Genomic DNA, 25,867 nt, shown 5'->3' on the forward strand with positions numbered 1-25,867 from the left:
TTCAGGCCGGGCTGGCCTGCTCCATGGCCGCCTTGTACAGCGACTGCCGGGGCTGGGCGAACAGCCGTTGCAGCATGGGCTCGAAGAAACTCAGGGGCAGGCTCTCGTAGGCCGGATCGAAGGCGGCGGCGTCGTACTTGGCGCAGAACTCGGCGGTGTACTGGTACAGCGGGTGGTCACTGAACTGCTCGCGCAGGTGGCGATCCATGCCCAGGTGATGGAAGAAGTAGTAACCCTGGAAGATCCCGTGCTTCTCCACCATCCACAGGTTTTCCGGGCTGACAAAGGGCTTGAGAATGGCGGCGGCGATATCCGGGTGGTTATAGGAACCCAGGGTATCGCCAATGTCGTGGAGCAGGGCGCAGACCACGTATTCCTCGTCGCGCCCGTCGTGCCAGGCACGGCTGGCGGTCTGCAGTGAATGGGTCAGGCGGTCCACCGGGAAGCCGCCGAAGTCGCCTTCCAGCAATTGCAGGTGGGCCAGGATGCGTGTCGGCAACTGCTTGGCGTAGGCACTGAAATCCGCGGCGATGATCGCCCAGTCCTCCTGGGTGCCGTCCTGCATATGGGTAAAGCGCGCATGGGTGTTCATCGGCCATCCTCTTGTTGTCATGGGGCGGGTCTGCAAGGCCTGGCCCTGTGGGGAGCCGCTGGCGGCCCTGGGGTCTAGAAGGGCACCTTGCCGAGGATCATGTCGCGGTACATGACGAAGTCCCCCAGCAGGCTGTACAGCGGATGCTGGAAGGTGGCCGGGCGGTTTTTCTCGAAGAAGAAATGCCCGACCCAGGCGAAGCCATAGCCGGCTATCGGCAACACCAGCAGCAGCCACCAGGCGCCTTTGCCGATGGCCAGGGCGAGGATGAAGATCACCAGGCTGGTGCCGATGAAGTGCAGACGTCGGCAGGTGCTGTCGCTGTGCTCGCTCAGGTAGTAGGGGTAGAACTCGGCGAAGCTGTTGAACTGTCGGATGTTTTCCATGGCCGCGATCTCTGTGTCTGTTGTTCTGTCGGCGGATGTTCGGCGGGGAGCTTATTTGAGTCTAGAGTCCTTGGCGGCGCAGGCCAGTGACAATAGGCGCCACTTTAGTATCCTTGGGAAATTGGCCGTAGCATGCGGCTCATCATGTAAGAACCCCTCATGAGCGAACGAACGACTTCTGCAAGCTGGACCCTGGGAATCGTCAAGGCCCTGGAGATGGACGGCCTGGATTGCCGGGCCTTGTTCAAGCAGTTGGGGCTCGACTACGGTGCCCTGGAAGATCCCGACGCGCGCTTCACCCAGGACTCCATGACCCGGCTCTGGCAGCGCGCCGTCGAGCTTTCCGGCAACCCGGCGATCGGCCTGAACATGGGCAAGGTGGTGCGTCCGGCGTCTTTTCACGTGGCCGGGTATGCATTGATGTCGAGTCGTACCCTGGCGGAGGGGTTTCAGCGGCTGGTGCGTTATCAGCGGATCATTGCCGAAAGCGCTGACTTGAGTTTCCGCCTTCTTCCCGAGGGCTATGCACTGATCCTGACGGTGCATGGCGACCATCTGCCGCCCACCCGGCAAAGTGCCGAGGCTTCGCTGGCCTGTGCCCTGGCCTTGTGCGGCTGGCTGACGGGGCGCGCGTTGCAGCCGCGCAAGGTGTTGCTGCAGGGCGAGCGGCCCGGTGACCTGCAACCCTACAAGGACATGTTCCACGCGCCCCTGGTGTTTGCCGCGCCCTTTGATGCGCTGATCTTCGAGCGTGCCGACATGGAGGCCACGCTGCCCACCGCCAACGAGGCCATGGCCCTGCTGCACGATCGTTTCGCCGGCGAATACCTGGCGCGCTTCTCCGAAAGCCGGGTGACCCACAAGGCGCGGCAGGTCTTGTGTCGCCTGCTGCCCCAGGGGGAGCCCAAGCGCGAGATGGTGGCGCAGACGCTGCACCTGTCCCAGCGCACCTTGCAGCGCCGCCTGCAGGAAGAGGGCACCAGCTTCCAGGCGCTGCTGGATGACACCCGCCGGGAACTGGCAGAGCAGTACCTGGCGCAGCCGCGCATGACCTTGCTGGAAATTGCCTACTTGCTGGGGTTTGCCGACCCGAGCAACTTCTTCCGTGCATTTCGCCGCTGGTTCGATGCCACGCCCGGTGAGTACCGAGCGCGGTTACAGGCCGCGCCGGCCCCGGTCAATGACGCCAGAATGCCGGAATACACAACACGAACACCGTGATGATTTCCAGCCGGCCCAGGAGCATGCCCAGGGACAGGATCCACTTGGCGGCGTCCGGCAGGGTCGAGAAGTTGCCGGCCGGGCCGATGGTTTCACCCAGGCCCGGGCCCACGCCCGACACGGTGCTGGCGGCACCGGTGAGGGCGGTCATCCAGTCCAGGCCCAGCAGCGACAGGGCCAGGGCGATCATGCAGATGGTGATGGCGAAGAAGAACGAGAAGGTCAGGATCGAGCGGACGATTTCTTCGTCCAGGCGATGGCCGTTGTACTTCTGCTTGATCACCGCCCGCGGGTGGATCAGCTGATTGAGGTTGGCCTTGAGCAGGATGTAGGCGACCTGGAAGCGGAAGATCTTGATCCCGCCGGCAGTGGAGCCGGAACAGCCGCCGACGAACCCCAGGTAAAAGAACAGCATCAGTGAGAAATTGCCCCACAGGCTGTAGTCGCCCAGGGCGAAGCCGGTGGTGGTGACCACCGACGTCACGTTCAGCGCCACGTGGCGCAGGGCATCGAGCCAGTGCAGGTTGGTGGTCCACCAGTACCAGGTGCCGAGTACCAGCCAGGTCACCAGCAGCAGCCCGAGCAGGCCCTGGACCTGCTGATCCTTGATCAGCGCCCGGCGGTTGCCACGCAAAGTGGCCACATAGAGGGTGAAGGGCAGGCTGCCGAGGATCATCACCACCACCGCCACCCAGTGCACCGCCGGTTGCTTCCAGTGGGCCAGGGAATCGTCCGAGGTGGAGAAACCGCCGGTGGAGATCGCCGACATGGCGTGGTTGATGGCATCAAACAGGTTCATCCCGGCCCACCAGAACGCCAGGCTGCCGAAGATGGTAATGCCCACGTAGGTGGCGACGATCAACCGGGCGACCATGTGCGAGCGCGGCATGACCTTTTCCGAGCGGTCCGAGGATTCGGTCTGGAACAGGCGCATACCACCGATACGCAGCAACGGCAGGATCGCCACCGCCATGCCGATGAAGCCGATGCCCCCCAGCCAGTGCAGCATCGAACGCCAGATCAGGATCCCCGGGGACATGCTGTCCAGGCCGCTGAGCACCGTGGCGCCGGTGGCGGTGATGCCGGACATGCTTTCAAAGAACGAGTCGGTGTAGCTGATGTGCTGGGTCAGCAGGAATGGCAGGGCGGCAAAGATGCACACCACCAACCAACTGGAGACGGTCAGCAGGTACATGTCGCGGGGGCGCAGATGAACGTGCTCGGGGCGCCCGGGGATCACCAGGGCCAGGCCGGCGATAAAGGTGATCATGCTGGCCCAGAGGAAGGACGGCAGGTCGCCGGTACGTTCGAAGACCACCAGGGTCGCCATCGGCACCACCATGGCGATCGCCAGGGTGATGAGGAAGATGCCGATGATGAAACCAATGATCCTTAAGGTCGGCAACGCCATGTATTCCGCTCGGGCTGGTAGATGAAGGGCGCCCATTCTACCTGCGGGGCAAAGCATGTAAACCGGCACCCGGCCGGCAGATCCCGCTAGAATGGCCGGACATTTTTTTCAGGAGGTGGCCGATGGAGGCTCTCGACGCTTTGCTCAACCGTGTTTCCGTGCCGCGCCTGGTGGAGCCCGCGCCTAGCGCCGCGCAGCGCGAAGCCTTGTTCGCCGCCGCCCTGCGCGCGCCAGATCATGGTCAGTTGCGCCCCTGGCGGTTTCTCACCGTCGAAGGTGCGGCACGCGAGCAGTTGGGCGAGTTGCTGGTGGAGGCGGTACAGCTGCAGGGCGGCGAAGTGACCCAGGCAGCCCTGGACAAGGCCCGGGCCATGCCCCTGCGCGCACCGCTGGTGGTTGTGGTGGTTGCTCGTTTGCAGGAGCACTTCAAGGTGCCCAGGAGCGAGCAATTGCTGGCAGCGGGCTGCGCGGCCCACGGTATTCTGCTGGCGGCCTACGCCCAGGGGATCGGCGCGGTGTGGCGTACTGGCGAGTTGTCCTACTCGCCCCATGTAGCCAAGGGCCTGGGCCTGGAGGACGGCGAAGAGATCATTGCCTTCCTGTATCTTGGCACGCCGCTGAATGAGCCGCGGATCGCCCCCAAGGTCGATACCGCCGAGTTCGTCAGCGCCTGGACTGCCAGGGCCTGATTTTCCTCTTCTAACGCTGTTTACCTCGCGGGCAAGCCCGCTGTTGCCGGAGCCGGCGGCAGCGGCTTGCCCGCGGTGCGTTCAGGCCTGCACCACGGCGCCGGGGACCAGGGGCAGTTCCAGGGTGGCGATGAAACCGCCCTGAGGGTGGTTGGCCAGCAGCAGGCTGCCACCGTGACGTTCTGCGGCGCGGCGGGCGATGGCCAGCCCCAGGCCATGGCCCGGAGCGCTTTGCCCCGGGGCGCGGAAGAAGGGCTCTCCCAGCTGGCTCAAGTGCTCGGCTTCTACGCCGGGTCCATGATCGCGCACGCTGATCTGGATCTTCTCGCCCTGGCGTTGGGCCGTGACTTTGATCGCTTGCCCGGTAGGGTTGAAGCGCTGAGCGTTGCGCAGCAGGTTGTCCACTGCCCGCTCCAGCATGGTCGGCCAACCGCGCAGGTGCAGTTGTGGCGGGGCAGTTATCAGCACCGGCTGTTCCGGGCAGGCCAGTTGCGCGTCTTTCTGCACGGCGACCAGAAGGGCGTTGAGGTCCACTTCTTCGGCGCTGGCGTTGTCCGCATCGACCCGGGCCAACACCAGAATCTCGCTGATCAGCGCTTCCAGGCGGTCACATTCGCGGGTCAGCCGCGGCCAGAGCTTTTCCCGTTCTTCGGGGGCGGCCCGTTCCGCCAATGCCAGGGCGATGCGCAGGCGGGCCAGGGGCGAGCGCAGTTCGTGGGACACGTCCCGCAGCAGTTGGCGCTGGCTGCCGATCAGGCTCTGCAGGCGCGAGCCCATGCGGTTGAAGTCCCGGGCCAGTACACCGAATTCGTCGCGGCGGTTGGACAGGCGCGCCAGGCTGTTCTGCTGGTAGGTGGCCTGGCCCAGGTCGTGTACCGCGCCGCGCAGGCGGCTCAGGGGGCGGGTGATGGACAGGGTGACCAGGAGGCTGAACAGGGTCAGCACCACCAGGGCGATGGCCAGGGCGCTGAGGGGCCAGGTCAGGCTGTCGCGGTGCCAGGCGTCCAGTTCCGGATGGGGGATGCGATAGATGAACAGGTAGGTGTCGCCGGTTTTCGGGCTGGTGTATTCCGCCGTCAGGCGGCGCCAGGGCAGGTGTCGGTCGTCATTGTTCTGTCGGGCTTCGAAGGCCGCGGCGCGGCGCGGGAAGGTGCCGCGAACCACCGGGTCGCCGCTCTCGTTGAGCACCTGGACATCGATGTGGTACTGGCGCTTGCGCTGCTGGAGGATGTCCTGGGCGGCGTCCTCGCCCTGGTTCTCGTAGGTCTGTGTCCATTCCTCGGTCAGGCTGTTGAGGCCGGGGTGACGGCTGAGGATCCAGGCATCCTGGTTGAGCATGTGCCCGAGCAGGATCGACAGCCCTGCAACCAGGGTGATGGCCAGCCAGAAGCTGGCCAGGATGCGCCAGAACAATGAACGCACAGGAACTCCTCGAACGCGAAAGCCCAGTGGGGGGAGGCCACTGGGCTGGGGGTGGACGCTAGCGCATTATTGCGCTTTTTGCGGTTGCTGCGCTTTCCAGGCCTTGAACTCGGCCCATTCGGCGCGACGCTCCTCTTGTTTCTTGACGATGGCGTCAAACTCTTTCTGCTGCTCTGGCTTGAGCAGGGCGCGGATATCGGCCTGGGTCTTCTGGTGCTTGGCGGTCAGCTCATCCTTCATGGCTTTCTGGTCGGCCGGCGAGAGTTTCTCCAGGTACTTGTCCACCACGGCCTTGCGGTCGTGCATTTGCTCGCCCATCAGCTTGCCGATCTGCTGGCGCTGTTCGCGGCTCAGGTCCAGTTGGCTGAAAGGGCCTTTGCCGCGCATGTGCTCGCTGTGCCGAGGGCCGTCCATGGGGCCCATCGGGCCGTGACCTTCCGGCATGGCCATGGCCACGGTTGGCAGGGCGGCGGCGAACATCAGAGCGATCAGGGTCTTGCGCATGGTGTATCTCCTTGTCTCATTCCCGGTAAGTTCCGGATGAGTTCAGGTTACCCAGATCAAGGTCAGCGGCAGTCAGCGGAGGGTAAAGCTTGGGTAAAGAAGGTATTTCACGGCCCTGACAAATCTGCCAGGGCACATCGGGATCAGAGGCTGTAGTAGTAGCCGCGGCTGCGCAGGGCGACGATCCGTGGACGGCCGTCGGGGTGCGGGCCGATCTTCTTGCGCAGGTTGCTGACATGCATGTCCAGGCTGCGGTCATACAGGGTCAGCTTGCGGCCCAGGGCGATCTGCGCCAGCTCCTGCTTGTCCAGGGGCTCGCCCGGTTGCTTGAGCAGGGCTTCGAGCAGGCGGCTTTCGGAAACGGTCAGGGTAATGTCCTGCTCGTCGATGTTGACCACACCGCGCAGCGGGCTGAAGCACAGGTCGCCCAGTTCCATCTGGCTGGAGGCCGCCACCGGATGGCTGCGGCGCAGTACGGCACGCAGGCGGGCGGTGAGTTCACGGGGGTCGCAGGGCTTGGCCAGGTAATCGTCGGCACCCAGTTCCAGGCCGAGGATGCGGTCCAGGGGTTCGCCACGGGCCGAGAGCATCAGCACCGGCAGGTCGGGGTGCTCATTGCGCAGTTGCTTGAGCAGCTCCAGGCCGCTGCCGTCGGGCAGCATCACGTCCAGTACCACCGCTGACGGCGCCGTTTCGGCCAGGGCGCGACGGGCGCTCAGGCCATCGTGGCAGGCCCGCACCAGAAAACCTTCCTGGCTCAGCCAACTGCTCAGGAGCTCGCACAGCTCCTGGTCATCATCAATCAGTAACAGGTCGCTCATGAATCTCTCAATTTAGCCATTGTCGACGCTTGCGATGCCCGCCACTGGCGAAGATCCCGCAGAGCAGGGCCAGCAGGGCCACGCCGCCGCCGGTGACGAACCACTGCTGTTGATCGGTCAACAGGCGGGGTGCCGGGTTGGCCTGGGCCTCTTTGAGTTGCAGCTTGAGGCGCTGGTTCTCCTGGCGCAAGCGGGTCAGTTGGGGGCTTTCCCGTTCGGCATCGGTATTTTGCAATTGTTTGCTCAGTTCATCGCGCAGGCGCTCGCTTTCTTTCAAGCGTTGCTGCAACTCGGTGATCTGACTGCCGGCGCTCAGGGACAGCGGCGTGGAATGGCCGGTGTCCTGGGTTTCCTCGGCAAGGGCTGGAGCCCCGATCGACAACATGACCAACAGCAGGCACAGCGGACCTTGGCGCATCGAAACTCCTGATTCCAATCGAGTGTTGGGCAGGTTGTCGGCAGTCAAACGAGAATAATGAGCGATTGAGAGCGCGATGAACCGCGAAGGTTCATCGCACCCGGGAGGATTTACGGCATCGATTGCTTGAACGGCTTGACCAGTACATGGGCGTAGACGCCGCAGGTCACGAACGGGTCGGCGTCGGCCCAGGCCTGGGCGGCGCTCAGGGAGTCGAACTCGGCGACGATCAGGCTGCCGCTGAAACCGGCCGCGCCCGGGTCATTGCTGTCGATCGCCGGGTGCGGGCCGGCGAGTACCACGCGCCCCTGATCCTTGAGCACTTGCAGCCGCTCCAGGTGCGCCGGCCGGTTGGCCAGGCGTTTTTCCAGGGAGTTGGCGACGTCTGTGGCAATGATTGCGTAAAGCATGTCAGTCCTCGGTTTTCGGGGTGGTGGGATCGGCGTCATGCAGGTGGCGCGAGAGGTAGATACCCTGGCCCACCAGGAACAATACGGTCATGCCCAGGCTGCCGAAGACTTTGAAGTCGACCCAGATGCTCTGGAAGGTGAAGGCGACAAACAGGTTGGCGGCGCCGCAGAACAGGAAGAAGGCGATCCAGGCGATGTTCAAGCGGGTCCATACCGGGTCTGGCAACGTCAGGGCGTGGCCCATGATGCGCTTGATCAGCAGGCGGTCGCCGACGAAGTGGCTGCCGATGAAGGCCAGGGCGAACAGCCAGTTGACCACCGGAGCTTTCCATTTAAGGAAGGTTTCGCTGTGGAAGGCCAGGGTCAGGCTGCCGAAGACCAGGCAGGCGATCAGGGTCAGCCACTGGCTTTTTTCCAGCTTGCGCTGGGAGATGAACAGGGCGCCATACACCACCAGGGAACTGATGATCAGCACCGCTGTGGCGCTGTAGATGCCGCCCAGGGTGACTTCGTGACCGGCAAGGTCGACGACGCGGGGATCAATTTTATAGACGATGAAAAACAGGAACAGCGGGATGAAGTCGATGAATTGTTTCACAGTGGCAGCCAGAAGCAGGATGTCCCGGCATAATAACAAACATCCTTGGTAGCGAAAGCGCCAGCTGACTTGAGGTTTTATCGTCCTGTGAATGTTGATTTGCACTGCCATAGCACGGCCTCCGACGGCGCCCTGGCGCCCGCGGTTCTGGTTGCGCGTGCGTACGAGAGAGGCGTGCGAATCCTGTCCCTGACCGACCACGACACCCTCGAGGGGCTGGACGAAGCGCGCCAGGCGGCGCAGCAACTGGGTATGCAGCTGGTCAATGGCGTCGAGCTTTCCTGCACCTGGGGCGGCGCCACTATCCATGTGCTGGGCTACGGCTTCGATACCCAGGCCCCGGCTTTGGTGCAAGCCATCGAAAAACTCCACGAAGGCCGCTGGCTGCGTTCGGAGGAGATCAGCCGCAAGCTGGCCCTCAAGGGCATGCCGGGAGCGCTGGAAGGCGCCCGGGCGATCCAGCAGGAACTGGGGGACAGCGGCAATGCACCGGCGCGGCCGCACTTTGCCGACTACCTGGTGCGTGCCGGTTTCGTGAAGGATCGCGCCGAGGCGTTTCGCAAATGGCTGGGGGCCGGCAAGCTGGGGGACGTCAAGCAGCACTGGCCGACCCTGGAAGAAACCGTCGGCACACTGCGGGCCGCGGGGGCCTGGGTCAGCCTGGCCCATCCCTGGCATTACGATTTCACCCGCAGCAAGCGTCGCCGCTTGATTGCCGACTATATTCAAGCCGGTGGTCATGCTATCGAAGTGGTCAATGGCCACCAACCTGCAGAGCAAGTGGGCAGTTTGGCTATCCTTGCTCGTGAATTCGGACTGCTGGTCAGCGCTGGCAGTGACTTTCATGGCCCTGGAGGCTGGTCCGAGATTGGTGAGTATCGCCCGGTCCCGGAAGACCTGCCGCCCCTTTGGTGTCGGTTCAAACATGAGCCAATTATTGCCGCCTGAACAGGTAGAGACAGTGAGTCAATTTTTCCAGATCCACCCGGAAAACCCCCAGCCACGCCTGATCAAACAGGCCGTCGAGATCATTCGCAGCGGCGGTGTGGTGATCTATCCCACGGATTCGTCCTACGCCGTCGCCTGCCAGATGGGCGACAAGGGCGCAATCGAACGGGTTCGACGCCTGCGCCAGCTGGACGACAAGCACAACTTCGCGCTGATCTGCAGCGACCTTTCGCAGTTGGGCCTGTTCGCCAAGATCGACACGGGCACTTTCCGTCTGCTCAAGGCCCATGTGCCGGGGCCCTACACCTTCATTCTCAACGCCACCCGGGAAGTGCCGCGCCTGCTGCTGCACCCCAAGCGCCGGACCATCGGCCTGCGGGTGCCGAGCAACCCGATCGCCCTGGCGCTGCTGGCCGAGCTGGGCGAGCCGCTGATGAGCGTCAGCCTGATCATGCCCGGTGATACCGAGGCCCTGAGCGACCCCTACGAGATGCGCCAGTTGCTGGAGCACCAGGTGGACCTGATCATCGACGGCGGGTTCGGCAGCACCGAGTCGTCCACGGTGATCAACCTCGCCGACGGCGAGCCGGAAGTGATCCGCGTCGGTTGCGGTGACCCCGCGCCGTTCATGGCCGAGGCCTAGATGTCCGCAGTGGAAACCGTCGACGACCAGGCCGGCGCCCAGCAGGAGCTGCCCTTCGCCATGGTCTACGGCCAGGCGGTCATGGAAATGCCCCTGGACCTGTACATCCCCCCGGATGCCCTGGAAGTCTTTCTCGAAGCCTTCGAAGGCCCGCTGGACCTGCTGCTGTACCTGATCCGCAAGCAGAACATCAACATCCTCGACATCCCGGTGGCGGAGATCACCCGCCAGTACATGGGTTATGTGGAGCTGATGCAGTCGGTGCGCCTGGAACTGGCCGCCGAGTACCTGGTGATGGCGGCAATGCTTGCCGAGATCAAGTCGCGCATGCTCCTGCCGCGCTCAGCCGAGGTCGAGGAAGAAGAGGACGATCCGCGGGCCGAACTGATCCGCCGCCTGCAGGAATACGAGCGCTTCAAGGCGGCCGCCGAGGGCATCGACGGCCTGAGCCGGGTCGGTCGCGATGTGCTGGTGCCCAAGCTCGACGCCCCGGAGGCCCGGGCGCGCAAGCTGCTGCCGGATGTGGCCCTGGAAGAGTTGCTGATGTCCATGGCCGAGGTGCTGCGCCGTGGCGACATGTTCGAAAGCCATCAGGTGAGCCGCGAGGCGCTGTCCACCCGCGAGCGCATGAGCGATGTGCTGGAGCGGCTCAAGGGCGGCGGTTTCGTGCCCTTTGTCGAGCTGTTCACCGCCGAGGAAGGGCGCCTGGGGGTGGTGGTGACCTTCATGGCGATCCTCGAACTGGTCAAGGAATCCCTGGTCGAGCTGGTGCAGAATGAGCCCTTTGCGGCCATCCACGTACGGGCGCGAGCCGAATAACGAGCTTAAATCATGAACCTGAATGAACCCCGCGAGCTGGCGCCCCTGCTCGAAGCCTTTCTGTTGGCCTCGGGAAAACCCCAGTCCCTGGAACGCCTGTTCGAGCTCTTCGAAGAAGCCGAGCGGCCGGACCCGGCGGTCTTCAAGAAAGCCCTGGCCCTGCTCGGCAAGTCCTGCGAAGGGCGGGCCTTCGAGCTCAAGGAAGTGGCCTCCGGCTATCGCCTGCAGATCCGCGAGAAGTTCGCGCCCTGGGTCGGCCGCCTGTGGGAAGAGCGCCCACAGCGTTACTCGCGTGCCATGCTGGAGACCATGGCCCTGATCGCCTATCGCCAACCCATCACCCGGGGCGAGATCGAGGACGTGCGTGGCGTGGCGGTCAACAGCCATATCGTCAAGACCTTGCTGGAACGTGAATGGATCCGCGTGGTGGGGTATCGCGACGTACCGGGCAAGCCGGCGATGTTCGCCACCACCAAGGCGTTTCTCGATCACTTCAACCTGAAGAACCTCGACGACCTGCCGCCTTTGGCGGAACTGCGGGAGATCGAGGCCGAGCCGGTACTGGAATTCGACGACGCGCCGGTGCCCGAGCACCTGCAACAACTGGCCGATGCCAGCGCCGAGCCGGAGGAACCCAAGGAAGAAACCAGCTTCCATACCCTGCTGCTGGAGCTGGATTCCATGGAGGAGGGGATCAAGACCGACTTCGAAGACTTGCACCGTGATGGTGTGGTGGAGCCGGAGCAGGGAGGGATACAAGAGCCGGTGCCGGATCTCCCGCAGGACGAGGCCCGGACCGAATCTGAGGTCCTCGCCGATGAGCCCGATGAATTCCCGGTCGAACCCGAAGACCGGCCGCCGGTCGAAGCAGAGGATGATGTGCTGGGCGTGGCCGAGGCCCGGGCCAAGTTGCTCGCCGCAGTAGCCGCACTAGAGCCTGCTACGCCGCAGTTGAGCGAGGAAGAGGCCGAAGCCCTGGCCCTGGCCGAAGCCATCGAAAACGAACGCCGCCTGCTGGACGATTGACCTTGTAGTCGTTGGCCGGCTCGGCGCATGGCTGGCGGTTTTTTTCGCCGGCAAGCCGGCTCCTACAGAGGTGATGGATGAGTTCTGCCAAGGATCCCTGCATCAGCGTGTGCAAGTTCAGCGATGACATCTGCATCGGCTGCGGGCGCAGCAAGCGTGAGATCAAGGCCTGGAAGAAGCTCGACAAGGCCGAGCGCCGTCAAGTGCTGGCTGAAGCCGCCATGCGCCTGCTGCAATTGCGCGCCACCGGCCGGCGGAAAAAGTCCTGAGGGGCGACTTATCAACTAGTCTGTGATGCGCAACCGCCGCCATGAGCGTATGATTCGCGACCCTTTGGCGATCCCTTCGCCACAGACCCTGTTTTCCACCCTTCAGGCCGCTCAAGCCTGAAGCGACACACCGGGAGGTGCCCAGATGAGCGATACCGATCAGAACGACCAGGAAATCCGTCCAGCCGGCGAAAAACTGCAGAAAGTCCTCGCCCGCATCGGCGTCGGCTCGCGCCGCGATGTCGAGTCCTGGATCAGCCAGGGCCGGATCAAGGTCAACGGCAAAGAGGCCACCCTGGGTCTGCGCGTCGACCTGCATGACGCCATTTCCATCGATGGCAAGGTGATCAAGCGCGAAGAGGCCGCCGAATCGGTGCGCCGCGTGATCATGTACAACAAGCCCGACGGCGAGATCTGCACCCGCGACGACCCGGAAGGCCGCCCGACTGTGTTCGACAAGCTACCGCGTCCGCGCGAAGGCCGCTGGATCAACATTGGCCGCCTGGACATCAACACCACCGGTCTTTTGATGTTCACCACCGACGGTGAGCTGGCCAACCGCCTGATGCACCCTTCCTACGAGATGGACCGTGAGTACGCGGTGCGTGTGCGTGGCGAGGTCGACGACGAGATGATCGAGCGCCTCAAGGCCGGCGTCATGCTCGAAGACGGCCCGGCCAAGTTCACCGACATTCAGCAGGCGCCCGGTGGCGAAGGTTTCAACCACTGGTACCACTGCGTGGTGATGGAAGGTCGCAACCGTGAAGTGCGCCGCTTGTGGGAATCCCAGGGCCTGGTGGTCAGCCGCCTGAAGCGCGTGCGCTTCGGTCCGGTGTTCCTCAACTCCGACCTGCCCATGGGCCGCTGGCGCGAAATGAGCCAGTACGAAGTCGATGTGCTCAGCGCCGAAGTCGGCCTGACGCCGGTGGCCATGCCGCAGCTCAATGCCAAGTCCAAGGACAAGCTGGAGCGCATGCAGCGCAAATCCTCGCGTCCGGTGGGCAAGAGCGAGCGCGTGCGCACCCTGCGTCCGGCCAATGGCAGCGCGGCCACCCCGCGTGTTTCCCGCGAGCCGCAGATCGAAGGCGAGCGTCCTGGCCGCAAGCCGACTGCCCGTCCGGATGGCGAGCGTGGCTCCCGAGCTCCGCGTCCGGCTACTGGCCGCGGCACTCCGGTGGCCGAACGCCCGGCGGACACCAAGCGTCCGGCCAAGCCGGCGCCCAAGTCCAAGCGCCCAAGCCTGGTGCTGGACAAGGACGCACCGTCCGGCAAGCGCCGTGGCGCCCCGGCCGGTTCCGGCCAGCGTCCCGGTTTTGGTCGCCGCAAGCCGGAGTGATTCCCGGCCTGCCGACAAAAACGCCAACCTCCGGGTTGGCGTTTTTTTTGCCTGCAACTGCGCAGGAGCCGGCTTGCCGGCGAACCGGGCCGCCCGGCTTGCGCAGGCTGATAGCGGCCTTCTGGCCCGCCAGCTCCTACGCTAGAAGGCGAACTGGCCGTCGAACACAGGCTTGTCATCCACCGCCAGCACTCCGGAACTGAAGATCAGGTCCAGGTGATGGCTGCCTTTGGCGCCGCCCCCCAGGCCCAGGTGCAGGCCGCAATGGCGCTCTTCGAAGCCGGAGTTACGCCCGTAGAGGGACCTGATGCCCTCGTTGGTGCCGATTCCCAGTTCCTCTATGCGCCGGTTGGACGGGTTGGCATCCAGGTACTTGTTGAAGTCATTGGCCAGCCCCGGCACCTCGGTGGCCACCCGGCTGATGCTGGAGTTCTCGATCCACAGTTCCAGCGGTGCTTTCAGCACCCCGTACTTGCGGGCGAAAGGGATGGTGCTGAGGAAGGTGCCGAGAAACTTCACATGGCCGTTGATGGCATCGCTGTGGGTGGCGATTTCCCCCGGTGCCAGGTCGTAGTTGCCGACGCCGTTGATGTCGGTCCATTTCTTCACGCTGTTCAAGGGCGCTTCGAAATATGACCCCTGAGGGTCGCTGAAGCTCAGGGTGGTGGCCTGGGACAGGCGGCGGATCAGAGTGGCGTTGAGGTCGGCAATGCGTTGTGGCTCGACGCTGAAGGTGTCGTAGAAGTACTCGCCGTAATCCTTGAACAGCAGGGATTTCTTCCAGTGCTCGGCCATCAGCCCATGCAGCGGCCGCAGGAACTCCGGGCCGTCGGGGCGTGGCTGGGGCAGGGTCGAGGAGTCGTAGAAGAAGATGTACAGGTCACAGTCGATGATGGCCTGGGCAAGGGTCGCCGCCGGCTCCTGGTCCAGGCGCAGGGCGCTGACTGTCAGTGGGGTGGCCTGGCGCGACTGTTCGAGGATGGCGCTGACCATGGCCTGGTACTCGGCGGTGTGGCCGATCACCACCCTGGAGGGCTGGGCGCCGCTCAAGGCCGGATGCCGCTCGAGGTAGTACAGGAAATGGCGGATGGCGCGGGTCTGGTCCATAAAACCTCCCTGGAGGACAAAGGTGACCGGCGCAGGCACCAGGCCTGCACCGGTCCGGGCGCCTTACATCGGCCACATGGCGGTGCCGAATGGCACCACCGCGTCAGCCTGCATCATTTCCACTGCTGCTTCATGGGTGGCGGCTTCGAACCAGTCGTCCAGTTGCAGTTCGGTTTCCAGGTCTTGTTCCAGTGCTTGCATGGTGTCTCTCCTAGATACAGTGCGTGTAAGCAGTCCATTGGCGGAGCAGTTGAACAGCGGAGAACGGGAAGGTTGCTGGGCCGCTCATCCACTCCCGGAACTTGTCGGCTGGCTGAGCCGGCAAGTGGCTGGAAACCTAGTCCAGGGCATTTTGAAGTGCAAAAAAATAATTAGAATATTTTCTGCTGAACTTTATTTTCTATTTTTAGGTGAAATATTTATTCCCAGAAAACAAAAAGCTAAGGCTTTTCCGCTTGTCAGGCGACATGGGTGTCAATTTGCAGTCGGTTCGCCAGTTGATCTGGTTTGGCAATTTATCGTTACGCCTCGTAAAGAAAAAATTACGAAATGCGCCGTGATCCGCCTGTAATCCGCGGCGATGGATGTGCTGTAAGGAAAAGCTGCCGGCAGTTGTTCGGGAAAGCCACCGCCGAGGCTCTAGCCCGCTTGTTCCGGGGCGCCAAGGCAGGTGAGATGCACATCTGCCTGCGTACAGGTGCATAACAAGAAGGAGGCGCAATGAACGCCGTAACCGATTTTCACCCACACCCTTCGATGGGCGATGGCCTTCGCTCATTCATCGACGACCCCACTCGGTCCGTCCACTTTCGCGCCGCCGATGCCGAGCATCGGGCTGGCCCCGCAGGATTCCGGTTACCGGCACGCTGATAAAGCGGTGTCTGGCGGCAGGGAGTCAGGGGTGTACAATGCGCGGCGTTTTAACTGTGACCCAACTGCGTACCCGCGCATTTTGCGCCTGAAACGTGCTTTCCAGACCGCTTGCGAGGCGCTGAAGAGCTCGCTGCAAGGCCAATAAACTCAAGGTTATCCACCTTGTTCACTCCGCCGCGTCACGAGCGTGGTGGGTTCGATTTCGTCACAGATAAAAACAAACAGGTGACGCATGACCGTTAAAAGAACGCTGAACTTCTGGTGCCTGCGCTGGGGTTTGATCCGCGCCGCTTAAGCCTTTACCGGGCGGCAACGTCTGACACACATTACCTTGCGTGAGAGCCTTTTCATGAGTGGACAAAACTCGCATTCGGGCGAGCTGAAACGCGGCCTGAAGAATCGCCATATTCAACTGATCGCCCTGGGCGGCGCGATTGGTACCGGTTTGTTCCTGGGGTCGGCCGGGGTGCTCAAGTCCGCCGGCCCGTCGATGATCCTCGGTTATGCCATCTGCGGTTTCATCGCTTTCATGATCATGCGCCAGCTCGGCGAGATGATCGTCGAGGAGCCGGTGGCCGGCTCCTTCAGCCACTTTGCCCATAAATACTGGGGCGGCTTTGCCGGTTTCCTCTCGGGCTGGAACTGCTGGATCCTCTATATCCTGGTGGGCATGTCGGAGCTGACAGCGGTCGGCAAATATGTGCACTACTGGTGGCCGGACGTCCCGACCTGGGCCTCGGCAGCCGTGTTCTTCGTCATGATCAACGCCATCAACCTGGCCAACGTCAAGGTCTTCGGCGAGGCCGAGTTCTGGTTCGCCATCATCAAGGTGGTCGCCATCGTCGGCATGATCGCCCTGGGCAGCTACCTGCTGGTCAGCGGCCACGGCGGCCCGCAGGCCTCGGTGAGCAACCTGTGGTCCCACGGCGGCTTCTTCCCCAATGGGGTCAGCGGCCTGGTGATGGCCATGGCAATCATCATGTTCTCCTTCGGCGGCCTGGAAATGCTCGGTTTCACTGCAGCGGAAGCCGACAAGCCGAAGACCGTGATCCCCAAGGCGATCAACCAGGTGATCTATCGCATCCTGATTTTCTACATCGGCGCCCTGGTGGTGCTGCTGTCGCTGACGCCGTGGGACACCCTGCTGGTGACCCTGAACGCTTCCGGCGATGCCTACAGCGGCAGCCCGTTCGTCCAGGTGTTCTCGATGCTGGGCAGCAACACCGCGGCGCACATCCTCAACTTCGTGGTCCTGACCGCGGCGCTGTCGGTGTACAACAGCGGCACCTATTGCAACAGTCGCATGCTCCTGGGCATGGCCGAGCAGGGCGATGCGCCCAAGGCCCTGGCCAAGATCGACAAGCGCGGCGTGCCGGTGATGTCGATCCTCGCTTCGGCGCTGGTGACCTTCGTCGCCGTGGTGCTCAACTACCTGATTCCGCAGCACGCCCTGGAGCTGCTGATGTCCCTGGTGGTGGCGACCCTGGTGATCAACTGGGCGATGATCAGCTACTCGCACTTCAAGTTCCGCCAGCACATGGAGCGTACCGGCCAGACCTCGCTGTTCAAGGCGCTGTGGTACCCCTACGGCAACTACGTCTGCCTGGCGTTCGTGGTGTTCATCCTGGGCATCATGCTGATGATTCCGGGCATCCAGATCTCGGTGTACGCGATCCCGGTGTGGGTAGTGTTCATGTGGGTCTGCTACTGCATCAAGAACAAGCGCAGTGCCCAGCACGCGCTGCAGGCAGCCAGTGCTTCGCTGAAGTAAGCGCGGCCCTGGCAACGACTAACCCGGCTCCGGCCGGGTTTTTCATGGCCGTGATTTTTGTCGGGGGCTGAGATCGCTTTCGCCTGCAAGTCGGCTCCTGCGGTGTGCCTGCCCGCTGTAGGGGGCTGGCTTGCCGGCGAAGAGACCCGCAAGAGCGTGGGGAATGGGGGTATCCTATGCGCCCTGAAGACGGATTCCTGTTCCATGCTGGTGATTTCCAACAACGTGCATCTGCCGGATGCCGAGATCGAGCTGACCGCCATCCGTGCCCAGGGCGCCGGTGGGCAGAACGTCAACAAGGTGTCCAGCGCGGTGCACCTGCGCTTCGACATTCCGGCTTCGTCCCTGCCTCCTTTCTACAAGGAGCGCCTGCTGGCGTTGCGCGACAGCCGCATCACCAGTGACGGCGTGATCATCCTCAAGGCCCAGCAGTACCGCACCCAGGAGCAGAACCGCGCCGATGCCCTGGAGCGCCTCACCGAGCTGATTCTCAGCGCCATCAAGGTGGAGAAGAAGCGCCGCCCGACCAAGCCGACCCTGGGTTCGAAGAAGCGCCGCCTGGAGACCAAGGCCAAGCGCGGCAGCATCAAGGCCGGGCGCGGCAAAGTGGACTTCTAGCGCGCCTCGCGTTCCTGGCGCAGCTTGGGCGCCTGGTGGTACAGGTACAGGCTCAGCGCCAGGCCGGTGCAGGCAGCGATGGCGGCGAACAGGAAGATCGAGGCAAAGCCGAAACCGGCAGCAATCGCCCCCGCCAGCGGGCCGGTGATGCCCAGCGACAGGTCGATGAACAGCGAGTAGGCCCCCACTGCCGCGCCGCGGCTGGAGGCTGGCACCAGGTTCACCGCTTCCACCCCCAGGGCCGGGAATACCAGGGAGAAGCCGAAGCCGCTCAGGGCTGCGCCGGCCAGGGCCCAATTGGCATCCGGGGCCAGCCACAGCAGCAACAGGCCGAGGGTTTCCACCGACAGGCAGGCAATCGCCACGCGAAAGCCGCCGAGGCGGTTGATCAGGTTGCCGAACAGCAGTCGCGCGCCGATGAAGCTGGCGCCGAACAGGCTCAGGCACAGTACGGCGTTGTCCCAGTGCCGGGTGGCGTAGTACAGGGTGATGAAGGTGGCGATGGTGCCAAAGCCGATGGAGCCCAGGGCCAGGCCGCAGCCGTGGGGAAATACCTTGCCCAGCACGTGGATGAACGGCAAGCGTTCGCCGGCAACGATCGGCGCGGCGAGTTTCGGCCAGGCCAGCAGCAGGCCGAGCAGCGCCAGCAGGATAATGCTCGCTCCCATGCTCCACAGCCCCAGCCGGCTTACCAGCCACACCCCCAGCGGCGCGCCGATGGCCAGGGCGCCGTAGCTGGCGATGCCGTTCCAGGAAATCACCTTGGCGGTATTCTGCGCCCCGACCCGGCCGATGCCCCAGCCGATGGAGCCCGAGCCCACCAGGCTTTCCGCGCTGCCCAGGACCAGGCGGCCGATCAGCAGGCTGATCAGGCTCAGGGTCGGCAGGTTGTGCAGCCAGGCCGAAAGCAGCATGAACACCCCGCTCAAGCCACAGCCGGCCAGGCCGTACATCACCGCGCGCTTGCTGCCCAGATTGTCGATGATGCGCCCGGCATAGGGCCGGCTGAGCAGGGTGGCCAGGTATTGCACGCTGATCACCAGGCCGGCGATCACCGCGCCAAAGCCCAGCTCGCTGTGCACGTAGCCCGGCAATACTGCCAGCGGAATGCCGATATTCAGGTAGCCGATAAAGGTGAACAGGACGATGGAGACGACGTGCAGCGTGACCGTCAAGGGGCGCTGGGTATCTGGCATGGGAAGGGGACCACTGCGACAGCTCAATAGATAGGCTGCTTATGATACCGATGTGCAGGGAGGGGTTGTGGGGGAAATCGATGTGTTGTTCAGATTTTTACCTGGCCGGAGTCGGTTCAGGCGTCATTGTTGCCCAGCAACCGGGTGGTGACCATGGCGGCCAAGGCGTTTTCCTGGGTGCCGAAGCGGGCCAGCAGAGCGGCCTGTTTTTCTTCGCTGAGGCGATTCCACACGTCGATCATCTGTTCGGCAGTGCCGATCAGCACGCTGGCTTGGGTTTCGCTGAAGGATTCGGTCATGGTGCGGCGGGGCTCGGGAGGAGGGTTTCAGGCGGTGTGGAAAGCGCTTGAGTAGCGCTTTCCACACGGTCTGGTTACAGCTTTCAGTCTTCGCTGTCGGCCTTGCGGCTGTCGGCGGCTTCTTGCACTACAGGCTTGTCGGCACTGGCTTGTGGCGGAGTTGTCTGCTCAGTTTCGTGCAGGCTTGGGAAGGGGAGATTCGGGATCTCATGCATGTCGTTGCTCCTCGCAAAGTCTGTTTTTTAAATCGCTGGGTAGATCCGCGCTTTTAAAAAGCTTGGGCAGGATACAGCACTGGAAATGACAAAAAGATTTTTATCGCGCTTTTTGGGATGAAAGGGATTTCATCGAGTGGTGCGGCTTGCCGTCACAGGCAGCCAGAGGGCTGCCTGTGACGGTGCGCAAGTTGCTATACGACCCGGGCGATGGCTTCAGCCAGCAAGTCCAGGCGGCTGGCGTCGATCCCGGCCACGTTGGCGCGGCCGGAGCTGACCATGTACACGCTGTGGTGGTCACGCAGCTCCTGGACCTGGGCAGGGCTCAGGCCGGTGTAGGAGAACATTCCCCGTTGCACGCCAATATGCGCGAAACGTTCGGCCAGGCCGTAAGGCTGCAAGGCCTCCAGCAGGCCGGCGCGCAGTTGCGCGATCCGCAGGCGCATGGCTTCCACTTCGTCGGCCCAGAGGCTTTTCAGCTCCGGGTCGCCGAGGATGGTGGCGACCACCGCCGCGCCATGATCCGGTGGCGTGGACCACAGGTTACGGGCGATATGGGCCAGTTGGCTGCGCACATCGAGTAGTTTCTCGGCGTCCTGGGTGCAGACGATCAAAGCGCCGGTCCGGTCGCGGTACAGGCCGAAGTTCTTCGAGCAGGAACTGGTGATCAGCACTTCCGGCAGTTCGGCGGCGAACAGCCGCACGGCCCAGGCGTCCTGCTCCAGGCCGTCGCCGAAGCCCTGGTAGGCGAAGTCGATCAGCGGCAGCAGCTTGCGGCTACGTACCACGTCCAGCACGCGTTGCCAGTCGGCGTGGCCGAGGTCGAAGCCGGTGGGGTTGTGGCAGCAGGCGTGCAGCAGCACCACGTCGCCCTTGGGCACCTGGTTCAGGGTCGCCAGCATGGCCTCGACGTCCAGGCGGTTGTCGCTGCCCACATAGGGGTAGTGACTGACCTTGACCCCGGCCGCGGCAAAGATAGTCTCGTGGATCGGCCAGGTCGGGTTGCTCAGCCACACGCCACGGCCCGGCAGGCAGTGGGCGATGAAGTCGGCACTCAGGCGCAGGGCGCCAGTGCCGCCCGGGGTTTGCGTGGCGCCCGCACGCTGGCTGGCGATCAGTTTCGAATCGCTGCCCAGTACCAGTTCATTGATCACCTTGCCGAAGGCCGCGTCGCCATGGCCGCCGATGTAGATCTTGGTGTCCTGGCTGTCCACCAGGCGCTGTTCGGCCAGCTTCACCGAGCGCGGGATCGGCGTCAGGCCCTGGGAGTCCTTGTAGACCCCCACGCCGAGGTCGAACTTGCGCGGGTTGGGATCGTTGGCGTAGGCCCCCATCAGGCCGAGAATCGGGTCGCCGGGAACCCGGCCGATGGCGTCGAAGTGCATTACTTGCGTCCTTCTGCGGTCTTGGCCACTTCATCGGTGCGGGCTGCCATGATGAAGTCGTTGCGGTGCAGGCCCTTGATCGAGTGGCTCCACCAGGTCACGGTGACCTTGCCCCACTCGGTGAGCAGGCCCGGGTGGTGGCCTTCGGCCTCGGAGATCTCGCCCATGGCGTTGGTGAAGGCCAGGGCAAATTTGAAGTTCTTGAACAGGAAGACTTTCTCCAGCTGCATCACGCCATCGCGAACTTCGATGTTCCAGTCAGGGATCTGCTTGATCAGTACCGGCAGTTCTTCGTCGCTGACTTGAGGAGCATCGGCACGGCAGGCTTCGCAATGGGCTTGGTTCAGAGCGGTCATGGTGGGTTCCCAGGATTCAATTCTTGTTGGAAGTTACTATCTTTCGCAGCGGCTCGCGAGTGCGGGCCGCTCAGGCCGCCTTGGGTTTTGGCGGAAACTTGGGGGCGTGCAGGCCCAGCTGCATGCCTTGGTGGACCAGGGCCATGATGTCTTCGTGGGCCAGGTCGAACAGGCGCTTGAGGTTGGGCAGGGTGAAATAGATCGGCTGCAGGATGTCGATGCGATACGGCGTGCGCATGGCTTCCAGCGGGTCGAAGGCCTGGTGTTCCGGCTCTTCGGACAGGCTGTACACGGTCTCCTTGGGCGAGGACAGGATGCCGCCGCCATAGATGCGCCGTCCGGCCGGGGTGTCCACCAGGCCGAACTCGATGGTCATCCAGTACAGGCGCGCCAGGTACACCCGCTCTTCCTTGGTGGCTTGCAGGCCGAGCTTGCCGTAGGTGTGGGTGAACTCGGCGAACCAGGGGTTGGTCAGCAGCGGGCAGTGGCCAAAGATCTCGTGGAAGATGTCCGGCTCTTGCAGGTAGTCGAGTTCTTCGCGGGTGCGAATGAAGGTCGCCACGGGAAAGCGCTTGCTGGCCAGCAGTTCGAAGAAAGTCTGGAAGGGGATCAGCGCTGGTACCCGGGCCACTTGCCAGCCGGTGGTTTCACCCAGGACCTTGTTGATTTCGCCCAGTTGCGGAATACGGTCGTGGGGCAATCCGAGCTTGTCGATGCCGTCCAGGTATTCCTGGCACGCACGACCCTCGATCACTTTCAACTGGCGTGTGATCAGGGTGTTCCACACCGCGTGTTCTTCGGGTGGATAGTCGATAAAACCTTGCGCGTCGGGCTCGCGGGCCACGTACTGCGTCTGCTTCATGCTGCTCTCCTGCCAGGGGATGCGTTCTTGTTATGTGTGACTCCAGTGATACCTGAGGGTGCGACGCTTTGCAGCAGGTGGCCGGTGCGGGTAGAGGGCTGTCGTGCACCCATTTGTAAAGTAAACGTTACGAATCTGGCGGGGTCTCCACCCTGTGGTGGGTTTTCAGGTTTGAGAAAGCGCTTTGCTGTCACATAATCTTGACGATTATCTGCGCCATCCTGCAGAAAGTTTGTAAAGCCCGATGCCATAAGCGTCGGTTTTCGGCGCTTATGCCTTTCACTGTCAGTCCCAGGGCCTTCCTTCTATGCGTATCAAAGTTCACTGCCAGAATCGCATCGGCATCCTGCGCGACATTCTCAACCTGCTGGTGGAATACGGGATCAACGTGGCCCGTGGCGAGGTGGGGGGCGAGCATGGCAATGCCATCTATCTGCACTGCCCGAACCTGATCAACCTGCAATTCCAGGCGCTGCGCCCCAAGTTCGAGTCCATCGCCGGGGTGTTTGGCGTCAAGCGAGTCGGGTTGATGCCTAGCGAGCGCCGGCACATGGAGCTCAATGCGCTGTTGGGGGCCCTGGAGTTCCCGGTGCTGTCCATCGACATGGGCGGCTCCATCGTGGCGGCGAACCGGGCCGCAGCGCAGTTGCTGGGGGTGCGGGTGGACGAGGTGCCGGGCATTCCCCTGTCGCGCTACGCCGAAGACTTCGACTTGCCGGAACTGGTGCGGGCCAACCAGTCGCGGATCAACGGGTTGCGGGTCAAGGTCAGGGGTGATGTGTTCCTGGCGGACATCGCGCCGCTGCAATCGGAACATGACGACAGCGAAGCCATGGCCGGCGCGGTATTGACCTTGCACCGGGCGGATCGCGTTGGCGAGCGCATCTACAACGTGCGCAAGCAGGAGCTGCGGGGCTTCGACAGCATCTTCCAGAGTTCGAAAGTCATGGCGGCGGTGGTGCGTGAGGCGCGGCGCATGGCGCCGCTGGATGCGCCGCTTTTGATCGAGGGCGAGACCGGGACCGGCAAGGAGCTGCTGGCCCGTGCCTGTCACCTGGCCAGCCCGCGCGGGCAGTCGCCGCTGATGGCCCTGAACTGCGCCGGGTTGCCGGAGTCCATGGCCGAGACCGAACTGTTCGGCTACGGCCCCGGCGCCTTCGAGGGGGCTCGGGCAGAGGGCAAGCTGGGGCTGCTGGAGCTGACCGCCGGTGGCACCCTGTTTCTCGACGGGGTAGGGGAGATGAGCCCGCGCTTGCAGGTCAAGCTGCTGCGCTTCCTGCAGGATGGCTGCTTCCGCCGGGTCGGCAGCGATGAAGAGGTGTACCTGGATGTGCGGGTGATCTGCGCGACCCAGGTGGATCTTTCCGAGCTGTGCGCCAGGGGCGAGTTCCGTCAGGACCTCTATCACCGGTTGAATGTGCTGTCCCTGCACATTCCGCCATTGCGCGAATGCCTCGACGGTCTGACCCCCCTGGTGGAGCACTTTCTCGACCAGGCCAGCCGGCAGATCGGTTGCCCGTTGCCGCGTCTGGCGCCGGCGGCCATGGAACGCCTCAGTCACTACCACTGGCCGGGCAATGTGCGGCAACTGGAGAACGTGCTGTTTCAGGCGGTTTCCCTGTGTGATGGCGGTACGGTCAAGACCGAGCACATCCGGCTGCCGGACTATGGTGCGCGCCAGCCGCTTGGCGATTTCTCCCTGGAGGGTGGCCTGGAACAGATTGTCGGGCGCTTTGAAAAGGCCGTGCTCGAGAGTCTGTACGCCGAGCACCCCAGTAGCCGTCAGCTGGGCAAGCGGTTGGGGGTTTCCCACACCACCATCGCCAACAAGCTGCGCGAATACGAGGTCGGCAAGAATGCCGCTGACAATCCCTAGGCTTGTATCCGGGCCGTTACTTGCCGGTAGCGGCATAAGACCGCCGTTTTTCCGTCTTCTGTCAGCGCTGTTTTTTCCTCTGTAATCAGGCAAAGCCTTGCCCCGCCTGGGGATCACCACTGCGTGAAGAAGTTGGTGCGCTTATTGCTTATGGCTTCGCAGTACAGCGGTGGGCGGCAAACGTCCGGCAGACAGAGGAAAGACTGTGGACAAGTACCTTTATGTGGCAATGACCGGCGCCAGCCAGAATGCACTGGCGCAAAAGGCTCATGCCAACAATCTGGCGAACATCTCTACCAATGGTTTTCAGCGCGACCTGGAGCAGGCCCGTGCGATGCCGGTATTTGGTGACAGCTTTCCGGCGCGCGCCTTTGCCATGAGCGAGCGCCCGGCAACGGATTTCAGTGCCGGCTCGATGGTGGAGACCGGTCGTGACCTGGACGTGGCCGTCAGCGGCAACGGCTGGATCGCCGTGCAGAGCCCCGACGGCAGCGAAAGCTATGTGCGTACCGGCAGTTTGAATGTCGACGCCCTGGGTGTGCTGCGCGCCGGCAACGGCATGCCGGTGATGGGCAATGGCGGCCCGATCGCCGTGCCACCCGAGCAGAAGATCGAAGTTGGCCAGGACGGCACCATCAGTATCCGTGCCATGGGCGAGGGCCCGCGAGTCATGGCCGAGGTCGACCGCATCAAGCTGGTCAACCCGGACATCAAGAACCTCACCAAAGGCCTGGATGGCTCGATCAAGACCAAGGACGGCCAGCCGGCACCCGCCGACGCCAACGTCCAGCTGGTCTCGGGTTTCCTTGAGTCGAGCAACGTCAACGCCGTGCAGGAAATGACCGCGGTGCTGGCCCTGTCCCGGCAGTTCGAATTGCACGTGAAGATGATGAACAGCGCCAAAGAAGACGACCAGGCCATGGCTCGGGTCTTGCAGATCAGCTAATTACCAGTATCTAGCGCCGTAAAACAGGCGCGAGAGGAGAAATCAATGCTTCCGGCTCTATGGGTTGCCAAAACCGGTCTGTCCGCCCAGGACACCAACCTGACCGTCATTTCCAACAACCTGGCGAACGTCTCGACCACGGGCTTCAAACGTGATCGCGCCGAGTTCCAGGACCTGCTGTACCAGATCAAGCGTCAGCCGGGGGCCCAGTCCACCCAGGACAGCGAGTTGCCAACCGGCCTGCAGGTCGGTACCGGTGTGCGCATTGTCGGCACCCAGAAGAACTTCACCGCCGGCAGCCTGCAGACCACCGAGCAACCTCTGGACCTGGCCATCAACGGCCGCGGTTTCTTCCAGATCCTGCAGCCCGATGGCACCACGGCCTACACCCGTGACGGTACTTTCCACCTGAACTCCGACGGCCAGATCGTCACCGCCAGCGGTTTTGCCCTGGAGCCTGCGGTTGTCGTGCCCAACGATGCGCAGACCTTCACCGTAGGCCAGGACGGCACCGTGTCCATCACCATTGCCGGCAACCCGGCTTCCCAGGTGATCGGCAACCTGCAAACCGCCGACTTCATCAACCCGGCAGGCCTGCAGGCCCAGGGCAACAACCTGTTCCTGGAAACCGCCGCCAGTGGCGCGCCGCAGATCGGTACCCCGGGCCTCAACGGTTTCGGCACCACGCTGCAGAACACCCTGGAAGCCTCCAACGTCAGCACCGTTGAGGAGATGGTCAATATGATCACCACTCAGCGCGCTTACGAGATGAACTCCAAGGTGATCTCCACCGCGGACCAGATGCTCTCGTTCATTACGCAGAAGCTGTAATCAAGTCTTGAGGTCGCCA

General features: G+C 63.2%; 31 protein-coding genes. 14 read left to right on the forward strand and 17 right to left on the reverse strand.

What is annotated here, in order from left to right:
• Position 1: 1 nt before the first annotated feature.
• Both ABCR88_RS08590 and ABCR88_RS08595 read right to left on the reverse strand, forming a co-directional pair.
• Positions 2-592 carry a hypothetical protein gene (locus tag ABCR88_RS08590; RefSeq protein ID WP_015634600.1) on the reverse strand — a complete coding sequence of 197 codons (591 nt, stop codon included), beginning with the start codon at positions 590-592 and terminating at the stop codon, positions 2-4.
• Between the two features lie 74 nt (positions 593-666).
• The gene (locus ABCR88_RS08595; RefSeq protein ID WP_011059925.1) at positions 667-978 is read right to left on the reverse strand and encodes a DUF962 domain-containing protein; all 312 of its coding nucleotides are present in this window, start codon (positions 976-978) and stop codon (positions 667-669) included.
• Between the two features lie 159 nt (positions 979-1,137).
• Between ABCR88_RS08595 and ABCR88_RS08600 the strand changes: the two genes are divergently transcribed.
• A complete protein-coding gene (locus ABCR88_RS08600; protein ID WP_041116621.1) occupies positions 1,138-2,199 on the forward strand; it encodes an AraC family transcriptional regulator in 1,062 nt (353 codons plus the stop codon).
• Here ABCR88_RS08600 and ABCR88_RS08605 read toward each other — a convergent pair.
• On the reverse strand, positions 2,156-3,610 hold the full coding sequence (locus ABCR88_RS08605; protein ID WP_041116623.1) for a TrkH family potassium uptake protein: 1,455 nt from the start codon (positions 3,608-3,610) through the stop codon (positions 2,156-2,158). The genes ABCR88_RS08600 and ABCR88_RS08605 overlap by 44 nt on opposite strands.
• A gap of 122 nt (positions 3,611-3,732) precedes the next feature.
• On the opposite strand from ABCR88_RS08605, the gene ABCR88_RS08610 reads away from it, so the two are divergent.
• The gene (locus ABCR88_RS08610) at positions 3,733-4,299 is read left to right on the forward strand and encodes a nitroreductase family protein (RefSeq protein WP_041116625.1); all 567 of its coding nucleotides are present in this window, start codon (positions 3,733-3,735) and stop codon (positions 4,297-4,299) included.
• Between the two features lie 81 nt (positions 4,300-4,380).
• On the opposite strand, the gene ABCR88_RS08615 is transcribed toward ABCR88_RS08610, so the two are convergent.
• The 6 genes from ABCR88_RS08615 to ABCR88_RS08640 form a co-directional block, all read right to left on the reverse strand.
• Positions 4,381-5,721, reverse strand: coding sequence for a HAMP domain-containing sensor histidine kinase (locus ABCR88_RS08615; protein ID WP_350404424.1), 1,341 nt, complete (start codon positions 5,719-5,721; stop codon positions 4,381-4,383).
• 66 nt (positions 5,722-5,787) lie between these two features.
• A complete protein-coding gene (locus ABCR88_RS08620; protein WP_041116628.1) occupies positions 5,788-6,225 on the reverse strand; it encodes an LTXXQ domain protein in 438 nt (145 codons plus the stop codon).
• A gap of 143 nt (positions 6,226-6,368) precedes the next feature.
• A complete protein-coding gene (locus tag ABCR88_RS08625) occupies positions 6,369-7,046 on the reverse strand; it encodes a response regulator transcription factor (protein WP_011059931.1) in 678 nt (225 codons plus the stop codon).
• 7 nt (positions 7,047-7,053) lie between these two features.
• The gene (locus ABCR88_RS08630; RefSeq protein ID WP_019093743.1) at positions 7,054-7,464 is read right to left on the reverse strand and encodes a translation initiation factor 2; all 411 of its coding nucleotides are present in this window, start codon (positions 7,462-7,464) and stop codon (positions 7,054-7,056) included.
• Between the two features lie 110 nt (positions 7,465-7,574).
• Positions 7,575-7,874 carry a YciI family protein gene (locus tag ABCR88_RS08635; RefSeq protein WP_011059932.1) on the reverse strand — a complete coding sequence of 100 codons (300 nt, stop codon included), beginning with the start codon at positions 7,872-7,874 and terminating at the stop codon, positions 7,575-7,577.
• Between the two features lies 1 nt (position 7,875).
• Entirely contained in the window at positions 7,876-8,472 is a 597-nt protein-coding gene (locus ABCR88_RS08640; protein WP_011059933.1) for a septation protein A, read from the reverse strand.
• A gap of 87 nt (positions 8,473-8,559) precedes the next feature.
• On the opposite strand from ABCR88_RS08640, the gene ABCR88_RS08645 reads away from it, so the two are divergent.
• The 6 genes from ABCR88_RS08645 to rluB all read left to right on the forward strand — a co-directional run bounded on the left by ABCR88_RS08645 (position 8,560) and on the right by rluB (position 13,513).
• The gene (locus ABCR88_RS08645) at positions 8,560-9,420 is read left to right on the forward strand and encodes a PHP domain-containing protein (protein WP_011059934.1); all 861 of its coding nucleotides are present in this window, start codon (positions 8,560-8,562) and stop codon (positions 9,418-9,420) included.
• Positions 9,421-9,433: 13 nt separating this feature from the next.
• On the forward strand, positions 9,434-10,063 hold the full coding sequence (locus tag ABCR88_RS08650) for an L-threonylcarbamoyladenylate synthase (protein ID WP_041120586.1): 630 nt from the start codon (positions 9,434-9,436) through the stop codon (positions 10,061-10,063).
• Positions 10,064-10,183: 120 nt separating this feature from the next.
• The gene (locus ABCR88_RS08655) at positions 10,184-10,882 is read left to right on the forward strand and encodes a ScpA family protein (protein WP_169893818.1); all 699 of its coding nucleotides are present in this window, start codon (positions 10,184-10,186) and stop codon (positions 10,880-10,882) included.
• A 12-nt stretch (positions 10,883-10,894) separates the two neighbouring features.
• Entirely contained in the window at positions 10,895-11,908 is a 1,014-nt protein-coding gene (scpB, locus tag ABCR88_RS08660) for an SMC-Scp complex subunit ScpB (RefSeq protein ID WP_350404426.1), read from the forward strand.
• A 77-nt stretch (positions 11,909-11,985) separates the two neighbouring features.
• Positions 11,986-12,177 carry a DUF1289 domain-containing protein gene (locus ABCR88_RS08665; RefSeq protein WP_011059938.1) on the forward strand — a complete coding sequence of 64 codons (192 nt, stop codon included), beginning with the start codon at positions 11,986-11,988 and terminating at the stop codon, positions 12,175-12,177.
• A 145-nt stretch (positions 12,178-12,322) separates the two neighbouring features.
• Positions 12,323-13,513, forward strand: coding sequence for a 23S rRNA pseudouridine(2605) synthase RluB (gene rluB, locus ABCR88_RS08670; RefSeq protein WP_236183589.1), 1,191 nt, complete (start codon positions 12,323-12,325; stop codon positions 13,511-13,513).
• Positions 13,514-13,654: 141 nt separating this feature from the next.
• On the opposite strand, the gene ABCR88_RS08675 is transcribed toward rluB, so the two are convergent.
• A complete protein-coding gene (locus ABCR88_RS08675) occupies positions 13,655-14,620 on the reverse strand; it encodes a leucyl aminopeptidase (RefSeq protein ID WP_236183588.1) in 966 nt (321 codons plus the stop codon).
• Positions 14,621-14,683: 63 nt separating this feature from the next.
• Entirely contained in the window at positions 14,684-14,821 is a 138-nt protein-coding gene (locus tag ABCR88_RS08680) for a hypothetical protein (protein ID WP_011059941.1), read from the reverse strand.
• A 49-nt stretch (positions 14,822-14,870) separates the two neighbouring features.
• Between ABCR88_RS08680 and ABCR88_RS08685 the strand changes: the two genes are divergently transcribed.
• From ABCR88_RS08685 to arfB, 3 genes are all read left to right on the forward strand, one after another.
• On the forward strand, positions 14,871-15,191 hold the full coding sequence (locus tag ABCR88_RS08685) for a hypothetical protein (RefSeq protein ID WP_236183587.1): 321 nt from the start codon (positions 14,871-14,873) through the stop codon (positions 15,189-15,191).
• A gap of 651 nt (positions 15,192-15,842) precedes the next feature.
• Positions 15,843-17,264: an amino acid permease gene (locus ABCR88_RS08690; RefSeq protein ID WP_011059942.1), complete on the forward strand. Its 1,422-nt coding sequence runs from the start codon at positions 15,843-15,845 to the stop codon at positions 17,262-17,264.
• 204 nt (positions 17,265-17,468) lie between these two features.
• Positions 17,469-17,882, forward strand: coding sequence for an alternative ribosome rescue aminoacyl-tRNA hydrolase ArfB (gene arfB, locus ABCR88_RS08695; RefSeq protein ID WP_011059943.1), 414 nt, complete (start codon positions 17,469-17,471; stop codon positions 17,880-17,882).
• Here the strand turns inward: arfB and ABCR88_RS08700 are convergent.
• The 6 genes from ABCR88_RS08700 to phhA all read right to left on the reverse strand — a co-directional run bounded on the left by ABCR88_RS08700 (position 17,879) and on the right by phhA (position 22,195).
• Complete coding sequence (locus ABCR88_RS08700; RefSeq protein WP_350404429.1) at positions 17,879-19,078, reverse strand: MFS transporter; 1,200 nt, start codon at positions 19,076-19,078, stop codon at positions 17,879-17,881. The genes arfB and ABCR88_RS08700 overlap by 4 nt on opposite strands.
• A gap of 116 nt (positions 19,079-19,194) precedes the next feature.
• Complete coding sequence (locus ABCR88_RS08705) at positions 19,195-19,377, reverse strand: hypothetical protein (RefSeq protein WP_350404430.1); 183 nt, start codon at positions 19,375-19,377, stop codon at positions 19,195-19,197.
• A gap of 83 nt (positions 19,378-19,460) precedes the next feature.
• On the reverse strand, positions 19,461-19,592 hold the full coding sequence (locus ABCR88_RS08710; protein WP_015634613.1) for a hypothetical protein: 132 nt from the start codon (positions 19,590-19,592) through the stop codon (positions 19,461-19,463).
• Positions 19,593-19,786: 194 nt separating this feature from the next.
• Entirely contained in the window at positions 19,787-20,977 is a 1,191-nt protein-coding gene (locus tag ABCR88_RS08715; RefSeq protein ID WP_337153742.1) for an amino acid aminotransferase, read from the reverse strand.
• Positions 20,977-21,333 (reverse strand): 4a-hydroxytetrahydrobiopterin dehydratase, encoded by a 357-nt coding sequence (locus ABCR88_RS08720; RefSeq protein WP_007930096.1) that lies wholly within the window; start codon positions 21,331-21,333, stop codon positions 20,977-20,979. The genes ABCR88_RS08715 and ABCR88_RS08720 overlap by 1 nt, the downstream gene beginning before the upstream one ends.
• A gap of 70 nt (positions 21,334-21,403) precedes the next feature.
• Complete coding sequence (phhA, locus tag ABCR88_RS08725; RefSeq protein ID WP_011059947.1) at positions 21,404-22,195, reverse strand: phenylalanine 4-monooxygenase; 792 nt, start codon at positions 22,193-22,195, stop codon at positions 21,404-21,406.
• Positions 22,196-22,502: 307 nt separating this feature from the next.
• On the opposite strand from phhA, the gene ABCR88_RS08730 reads away from it, so the two are divergent.
• From ABCR88_RS08730 to flgG, 3 genes are all read left to right on the forward strand, one after another.
• A complete protein-coding gene (locus ABCR88_RS08730) occupies positions 22,503-24,071 on the forward strand; it encodes a sigma-54-dependent phenylalanine hydroxylase transcriptional regulator PhhR (RefSeq protein WP_041116644.1) in 1,569 nt (522 codons plus the stop codon).
• Between the two features lie 205 nt (positions 24,072-24,276).
• Positions 24,277-25,017 (forward strand): flagellar basal-body rod protein FlgF, encoded by a 741-nt coding sequence (gene flgF, locus ABCR88_RS08735; protein ID WP_041116646.1) that lies wholly within the window; start codon positions 24,277-24,279, stop codon positions 25,015-25,017.
• A 45-nt stretch (positions 25,018-25,062) separates the two neighbouring features.
• Positions 25,063-25,848, forward strand: coding sequence for a flagellar basal-body rod protein FlgG (gene flgG / locus ABCR88_RS08740; protein WP_011059950.1), 786 nt, complete (start codon positions 25,063-25,065; stop codon positions 25,846-25,848).
• Positions 25,849-25,867: the final 19 nt, after the last annotated feature.

This window comes from Pseudomonas sp. W17 (assembly GCF_040268305.1).
GTDB classification, from domain to species: domain Bacteria; phylum Pseudomonadota; class Gammaproteobacteria; order Pseudomonadales; family Pseudomonadaceae; genus Aquipseudomonas; species Aquipseudomonas protegens.